Source organism: Pseudomonas sp. 05N434 (assembly GCF_056396965.1).
In genome coordinates this window covers 24,394-31,281 of record NZ_JBFTMK010000014.1, presented here as the reverse complement: position 1 = coordinate 31,281, position 6,888 = coordinate 24,394, and the positions used below count along the sequence as shown (strand labels likewise).

The window sequence follows — 6,888 nt, the reverse complement described above, 5'->3', positions numbered from 1 at the left end:
GTTGATCACCCGCTCAAGGGCCGCGTCGTTGCCACGACCTTCCAACAAACGCAGATACGCCATGGCGTTCTTGATTTCTGCCCGTTCGAAGAAGCGCTGACCACCATAAATGCGGTACGGGATGCGCTCGCGCAGCAAGGCTTCTTCCAAAACGCGCGATTGGGCGTTGGAGCGGTACAGAATCGCGATATCACTGCGAGCCAAGCCGGTTTTCAGCGCGCTTTCAATGGTTTCAACCACGTAGCGTGCTTCATCGTGTTCGTTGAACGCGGCGTACAGATTGATCGCTTCGCCTTCGCCACCATCGGTCCACAGCTCTTTGCCCATGCGCCCGGTATTGTTGGCGATCAGGGCGTTGGCGGCCTTGAGGATTCCGGCGGTGGAGCGGTAGTTCTGCTCCAGACGAATGATCTCGGCATCCGGGAAGTCGTCGGAATACTGATAGATGTTCTCGATTTTCGCGCCGCGCCAGCCATAGATCGACTGATCGTCGTCGCCGACCACCATCAGGCTGTCGCCACCCTTGGCCAGCAGACGCAGCCAGGCGTACTGCACGGCGTTGGTGTCCTGGAACTCGTCCACCAGAATGTGCCGGAAGCGCTTCTGATAATGGGCGAGCAGCCCCGGGTGGTCGCGCCACAGATCGAGGGCGCGCAGCAGCAGTTCGGAGAAGTCGATGACGCCGGCACGCAGGCACGCAGCCTCGTAGGCTTCATAAATGCTGCGCATGGTCGCCAGGAACAGATCGCCGCTGGCTTGAATATGTTGTGGACGCAGACCTTCGTCTTTCTGCCCGTTGATGAACCACTGGGCCTGCCGGGCCGGCCAGCGTTGCTCGTCCAGGCCCAACTCGCGGATCACCCGCTTGACCAGCCGTTGCTGGTCGTCGCTGTCGAGAATCTGGAAGGTCTGGCTCAGGCCCGCCTCTTGCCAGTGCGCCCGCAATAAGCGGTGCGCCAGGCCGTGGAAGGTGCCGACCCACATGCCGGCCGGGTTGATACCCATCAGCTGCTCGATGCGATGACGCATCTCGGCAGCGGCCTTGTTGGTGAAGGTCACCGACAGAATGGAGTGGGGCGAGGCGTTTTCGACCTGGATCAACCAGGCGATACGGTGCACCAGCACTCGGGTTTTACCGGAGCCAGCACCGGCCAGGACCAACTGACGACCCACGGAGGCAGCTACGGCCTGGCGTTGGGCATCGTTGAGGGAGTTCAGCAGAAGGGAGAGATCATCGCGCATCGGGGCATTCTAGGGTGCGACGTCACACCGGGCAAACCGAGCTTTGCATTAGCCGATGAAAGAAGCACCGATGACGACCGGTCGGTCACTGGCTGCAAGCAGGGGCGGGGCTCGCCTGGCGGCTTTTACCCCGGATGCGGGCGACTAAAACTTTTGTCTATTTTATGACCTGAGGCAGTTTGGTCCGGGCATTTGCTTGTGTATGCTCCGTCCACAATTCGGGCTCGCATGCTCAACTATAAGAACAAGAACATCGCCTATGACCCTCAGCTCCGACCTGTCGGGCCCCTCCGTGGAGCCTCGGGCTATCCGCAAACAGTACGCCATGGAGATGGCGGTCGAACGCACGCGTCTGCTGTACCAGGGCTCGCTCTTGCCGACGCTTTTCATGTTGATCAACGGTCTGGTCTGCGCCGGGTTGCTCTGGAGCCCGCAACGCTACTTCGTGGTCAGTGTCTGGCTGGTCTGGTTATTGTCGCTGGTGGCGTTGCGGGTGATTCAAGTCGCGGCCTTCGATTCGGCGATTCCCAACCGTCAGGCCCATCCGATCTGGCGTCGCATGTTTCTGCTCGGTTCGGCGATGACCGGCCTGACCCTGGCCGGTGCCGGCATCGCGCTGGTGCCCGCTGACAATTTCATCCAGCAAGCCTGGGTATTCGGTCTGATCGGCGCCGCAGCCCTTTCGGCCAGCGTCGCTTATGCGGTCAGCCTGCCAGCATTTCTATCCTTTACCTTGCCCTGTCTGTTGCCCGCCATCGGTTATCTGTTCTGGGGCGGCGATGAACAGGAGCAGGGCTGGGGCTGGTTCGGGCTGATTCTTCTGGGCTCGTTGAGCGTGGTCGCCTGGCAGGTCAATCGGTTGATCGATCAGGGTTTGTTGCGGCGTTTTCAAAATCAGGCGCTGATCGAACACTTGCAGCAAGCGCAAAGTCGCAGCGAGCAACTCAATCACGAACTGGCCAAGGAAATCGACCAGCGTCGTCGCGCCGAAGAAGAATTGCGCGAAACCCAGGTCGACCTTGAAAACCGGGTTGCCCAACGCAGTCTGGAGCTGGATGCGGCCAACCAGGCCTTGAGCAAGAGCGAAGCGCGGCTGGCGCTGGCGTTGAAAGCGAGTGAGCTCGGTTTGTGGGACTGGAACCTGCAGACCGACGAAGTTCATCACACTCAGCTCCAGGAGTTGTTCGGGCTGGAGCCGGAATACGTGACGGCAATGCTCCGCCACCTCAAGCCGAGGCTGCATCCCGACGACTTGCCAGCGCTGAAGCGGGCGCTGGTCGAGCATTTGAAGGGCCGCACCGAGGATTATCAGATCGAGTACCGCGTTCGGCATGGCGATGGCCATTGGGTCTGGATCGAGGACCGTGGTCGAGCGGTCGAGCGTAGTGAAAATGGCCGGGTGATCCGCATGGTCGGCACCCGCCGCGATATCAGTGCCAGCAAGCACCTGGAAGAACAGCGCCAACTGGCGGCGACGGTGTTCGAGGCGGCCAGCGAAGGCATCGTGATTTTCGACCCGAATTACGCACTGATCGCGGTCAATCAGGCTTTCAGTCGGGTAACTGGCTATGAAATCGATGACATGCTCGGGCGCAACGTGGTCGATTTGCCCTGCAGCCGCGACGCCCGTCGGCATTACGCGGCGATTCGTCAGGCGCTGGAGCAGCACGGTAGTTGGCAGGGCGAGTTGGTCGAGACCCGCAAGAATGGCGAGTTGTATCCGCAGTGGCTGCAACTGAATGCCGTACGCGATTTGCGGGGAAATGTCAGTCATATCGTCGGCTTCTTCGCTGATCTGTCCGCTCGGCGTGAATCCGAAGAGCGTATGCGCTACCTCACCCATTACGACGAGCTCACGGGGCTGGCCAACCGTTCGTTATTCCGTGAACGACTAAGCGAGGCTCATCAGCGGGTGCGTCAGGGCGGTCGGCGCAGCCTGGCGCTGCTGCACATCAATCTGGATCGCTTCAAGTTGCTCAACGACAGCCTCGGCCACGAAATCGCCGATCAGCTGTTACAGAAAATGGCCCGGCGGTTGGTCAATGCGTTGCCGGAAGCGGACACCATCGCCCGGTTGTCCGGCGATGAATTTGCGGTGCTGTTCGACGCCTACGGCAACCTGTCGAGCCTGGCGCGCGTGGCGACCCGATTGTCGACCAAGCTGCGTTTGCCGATCACTGTCGAGGGGCATGAACTGGTGATGAGCGCGTCCATGGGCATCAGCCTGTTGCCGGACACCGCACGGGAGATTTCCGCGCTGGTCAGCCAGTCGAACATGGCCATGCAGCATGCCAAACACTTGGGCGGCAACAACTTCCAGTTCTACACCGACAGCCTGCAGGCCAGCACGCTCGAGCGTTTGCAGCTTGAGAACCAATTGCGCAAAGCCATCGAAGAAAAGCAGTTGAAGGTGTTTTATCAACCGAAACTCTGCCTCGCCACCGGCCGGTTGAATGCCGCCGAAGCGCTGGTGCGCTGGAATCACCCGACCCTTGGCCAGGTACCGCCGGGGGATTTCATCGGTCTGGCCGAGGAAACCGGCCTGATCAACGCTATCGGCGAGTTCGTCTTGCGTCAGGCCTGCTGGCAAGCCTGCGAATGGCAACGTCAGGGGCTTGAGCCGATTCGGGTGTCGGTCAATCTGTCGGTGCATCAGCTGCGTCAGGGGAAACTGGTCAGCCTGGTGCGCCAGGTGCTGGAGGAAACCGGTCTGGCGCCGCACTATCTGGAGCTGGAACTTACCGAAAGCCAGTTGCTGGACAGCGTCGAGCACATCATCGCGACCTTCCAGCAATTGCGCGATCTGGGGGTGAAGCTGGCGATCGACGATTTTGGTACCGGGTATTCGTCTCTGAGCTACCTCAAACGTATTCCTGTGGATTACGTGAAGATCGATCAGGCATTTATCCGTGGGCTGGGGGAGAGCAGTGAAGATGCGGCGATTACCCGGGCGATCATTGCCATGGCCCACGGCCTGTCGTTGAAAGTGGTGGCCGAAGGCGTCGAACGGCCGGAGCAGCTGGAGTTTCTGAAGGTCGAGCATTGCGATGAAGTGCAGGGTTATTGGATCAGCCGTCCGGTTGAGGCTGCAGACCTGGCTGAGCTGTTGCGCGCGGACGAAAAAACCTCGTAGGTGCTACATGGAGCATATGTCGCGTGATATGGGGACATTGAGTTATGCATTGAGCAGGCAAAAAGCCGATTCATGTAGTATAACTACAAGCGTGCTACATCCCCGGCACCTGCCAATGACAAAGAGTCCAGCCCCTTGAATCTGCTGCAACACATCGCCCAGTCACGCCACCTGTTACGCAAGTCGGAGCTCAAGGTCGCCGACCACGTGCTGCTTGATCCTGCGGCGGTGATGCACAGTTCCATGGCCGACCTGGCCCACAGCGTAGGCATCAGCGAGCCGACCATCGTGCGGTTTTGCCGCGCCATCGGTTGCTCCGGGTTCCAGGATTTGAAACTGAAGCTGGCGCAGAGCCTGGCGGCCGGCGCGAGCTTCGGGCAATTCGCGATCCATGAAGACGATTCGGTTGCCGACTACAGCCTGAAAATCTTCGACACCACCCTGCATACCCTGATGGAAGTTCGCGAGAAACTTGACCCGGTAGCGTTGCAGAAGGCCGTGACCGCGATGTCCCAGGCCCAGCGTGTCGAGTTCTACGGCTTCGGTGCGTCGGGTGCGGTGGCGGCGGATGCCCAGCACAAGTTCTTCCGTTTGTTGCTGACTGCGGCGGCGTATTCCGACCCGCACATGCAGGCGATGTCGGCGGTGACCTTGAAGCCGACCGACGTGGCGATCTGCATTTCCCAGTCCGGTCRCTCAAAGGACCTGTTGATCACCGCCAACCTGGTGCGCGAAAGCGGCGCCACGCTGATCACCCTGTGCCCGAGCCAGACACCGTTGGCCGAGCTGTCGACCGTTAACCTGGCGATCGACGTGCACGAAGACACTGAAATCTACACGCCGCTGACGTCGCGCATCGCCCACCTGGTAGTGATCGATGTGTTGGCGATGGGCGTGGCCATGGCCCGTGGGCCGAGCCTGGTCAATCACTTGAAAAGCGTCAAGCGCAGCCTTCGCAGCTTGCGGTTGTCGCCAAAGTCAGTAAAAGCGCTGGACGATTGATTCTGGCTGGAATTGTGGCGAGGGAGCTTGCTCCCGCTCGGCTGCGCAGCAGTCGCAAAATCTTAGGGCTGCTTTGCGACCCAGCGGGAGCAAGCTCCCTCGCCACAGGTTCGCGGTCAGCCAGTGAGTTTCATCGTTCTGTAACCCTCCCGCCGCCAAACCGTCATCCCTCGCGCCTATCTTGAAACTCCCGTACTCGCCTTGGGAGACTCGAAATGGCCCAGCCCTACGAAGAACGCAACAGCGCCGTCAAAACCCGTCGTCAGCAAGAAGACCAGCGCCGCATGGAATTTCGCCGCGCCATCGAAGATCGCTGCGAACGCCGCCAGCTTCTGGCCGAAATCGGCGAATTTCCCGACGACCTCGAACTCAACTACTGGCAGGCAGCACCGGTAACTTCCCGTCGAAACGCTCAACCAGTGCGCTGATTTGCGCTCGTTCGCTGCGGATAAACGCAAGGAATGCGTGGGCCACCGGCGATAGCCGTTTGGCCTTGGCCTGCACCAGGCACCAGCTACGCAGCAGCGGCAGCTCTTCGACCGGCAGCTCGATCAGGCCACCGGTCGCCAACTCAAGGTTCAGGGCGTGGCGCGTCAGCAGCGCCAGGCCCAGACCCGCCAGCACGCATTCACGCTGAGCTTCCGCCGAGGCGACCTCCTGGGTCTGGGTGAAGTGCACGCGCTTCTCTTTGAAATACTCCTCGCAGGCCAGTCGCGTGCCGGAACCGGGTTCGCGCAGCAGCAGCGTGTAGGGTTCCAGATCCTGCAAGCGCAATGGACCCATGTGGCACAGCGGATGATCCGGTGGCGCCACGGCTACAATCGGGTTGTTGAGGAACGGCAGGAATTCCAGCCCCATGTCCTGGGGGACCATCGACATGATCACCAGATCATCACGGTTATCCGACAGGCGCCGGATGACCTGGCCACGGTTGACCACCGTCAGGTGCAGGTTCACTTCCGGGTGCTGGCGCTTGAACGCGGCAAACAGATGCGGCACGAAATACTTGGCGCTGGACTCCACCGCCAGTTTCAGCTGACCTTGCAATGAGCCTTGCATGTCCGACAGCTGCATATCGAGGTTTTCCAGGCGCCCGAAAATGTCCCGGCTGGCGCGCTGCAGCGCTTCGGCCGCCTCGGTCATGTAGAGTTTTTTGCCGACATAATCGAACAAGGGCTGACCGATCAGCTCTTCAAGTTGACGAATCTGTAGGCTCACGGCAGGTTGTGTGAGAGACATTTCGTCGGCAGCGCGGCTGTAGGACCTTAAATCGCACACCTCATTGAAGATCTGCAATTGACGCAATGTCATACGCATCAATGACTTACGCATTTTCTATAAATCCTGAGCGAAGGTCGATGACTCAACTATAAGTCTTTGCTTATGTCTGACCCAATTATTATTCATTTTTGTTAATCCCTTGCGACAGCTAGTGTGGAGCTGCGACTGAATTGAAACATTTGGTCACGCGTCGACCTGTCTAATCGGGTCGTGGGTGCCACCGGCTCAAG

5 protein-coding genes are annotated in these 6,888 nt (G+C 59.7%); 3 read left to right on the top strand and 2 right to left on the bottom strand.

Annotated features, from left to right (window positions below):
* The coding region (locus tag AC1DLB_RS01930; RefSeq protein ID WP_477784534.1) for a UvrD-helicase domain-containing protein at window positions 1-1,242 on the bottom strand (1,242 nt) is incomplete at its 3' end.
* 259 nt (window positions 1,243-1,501) lie between these two features.
* Between AC1DLB_RS01930 and AC1DLB_RS01925 the strand changes: the two genes are divergently transcribed.
* The 3 genes from AC1DLB_RS01925 (at window position 1,502) to AC1DLB_RS01915 (ending at window position 5,805) form a co-directional block, all read left to right on the top strand.
* Window positions 1,502-4,375, top strand: coding sequence for an EAL domain-containing protein (locus tag AC1DLB_RS01925; RefSeq protein ID WP_086945221.1), 2,874 nt, complete (start codon window positions 1,502-1,504; stop codon window positions 4,373-4,375).
* Window positions 4,376-4,510: 135 nt separating this feature from the next.
* The gene (gene hexR, locus AC1DLB_RS01920) at window positions 4,511-5,377 is read left to right on the top strand and encodes a transcriptional regulator HexR (protein ID WP_477784533.1); all 867 of its coding nucleotides are present in this window, start codon (window positions 4,511-4,513) and stop codon (window positions 5,375-5,377) included.
* A gap of 215 nt (window positions 5,378-5,592) precedes the next feature.
* The gene (locus AC1DLB_RS01915; protein ID WP_019020903.1) at window positions 5,593-5,805 is read left to right on the top strand and encodes a PA3496 family putative envelope integrity protein; all 213 of its coding nucleotides are present in this window, start codon (window positions 5,593-5,595) and stop codon (window positions 5,803-5,805) included.
* On the opposite strand, the gene AC1DLB_RS01910 is transcribed toward AC1DLB_RS01915, so the two are convergent.
* Complete coding sequence (locus tag AC1DLB_RS01910) at window positions 5,747-6,709, bottom strand: LysR family transcriptional regulator (RefSeq protein ID WP_018927370.1); 963 nt, start codon at window positions 6,707-6,709, stop codon at window positions 5,747-5,749. The genes AC1DLB_RS01915 and AC1DLB_RS01910 overlap by 59 nt on opposite strands.
* Between the last annotated feature and the right edge of the window lie 179 nt (window positions 6,710-6,888).

Bases quoted from the DNA above. Each gene is read 5' to 3' on its own strand.
- AC1DLB_RS01915 (WP_019020903.1), top strand. From the start codon at position 5,593: ATGGCCCAGCCCTACGAAGAACGCAACAGCGCCGTCAAAACCCGTCGT.
- AC1DLB_RS01925 (WP_086945221.1), top strand. From the start codon at position 1,502: ATGACCCTCAGCTCCGACCTGTCGGGCCCCTCCGTGGAGCCTCGGGCT.
- AC1DLB_RS01910 (WP_018927370.1), bottom strand. From the start codon at position 6,709: ATGCGTAAGTCATTGATGCGTATGACATTGCGTCAATTGCAGATCTTC.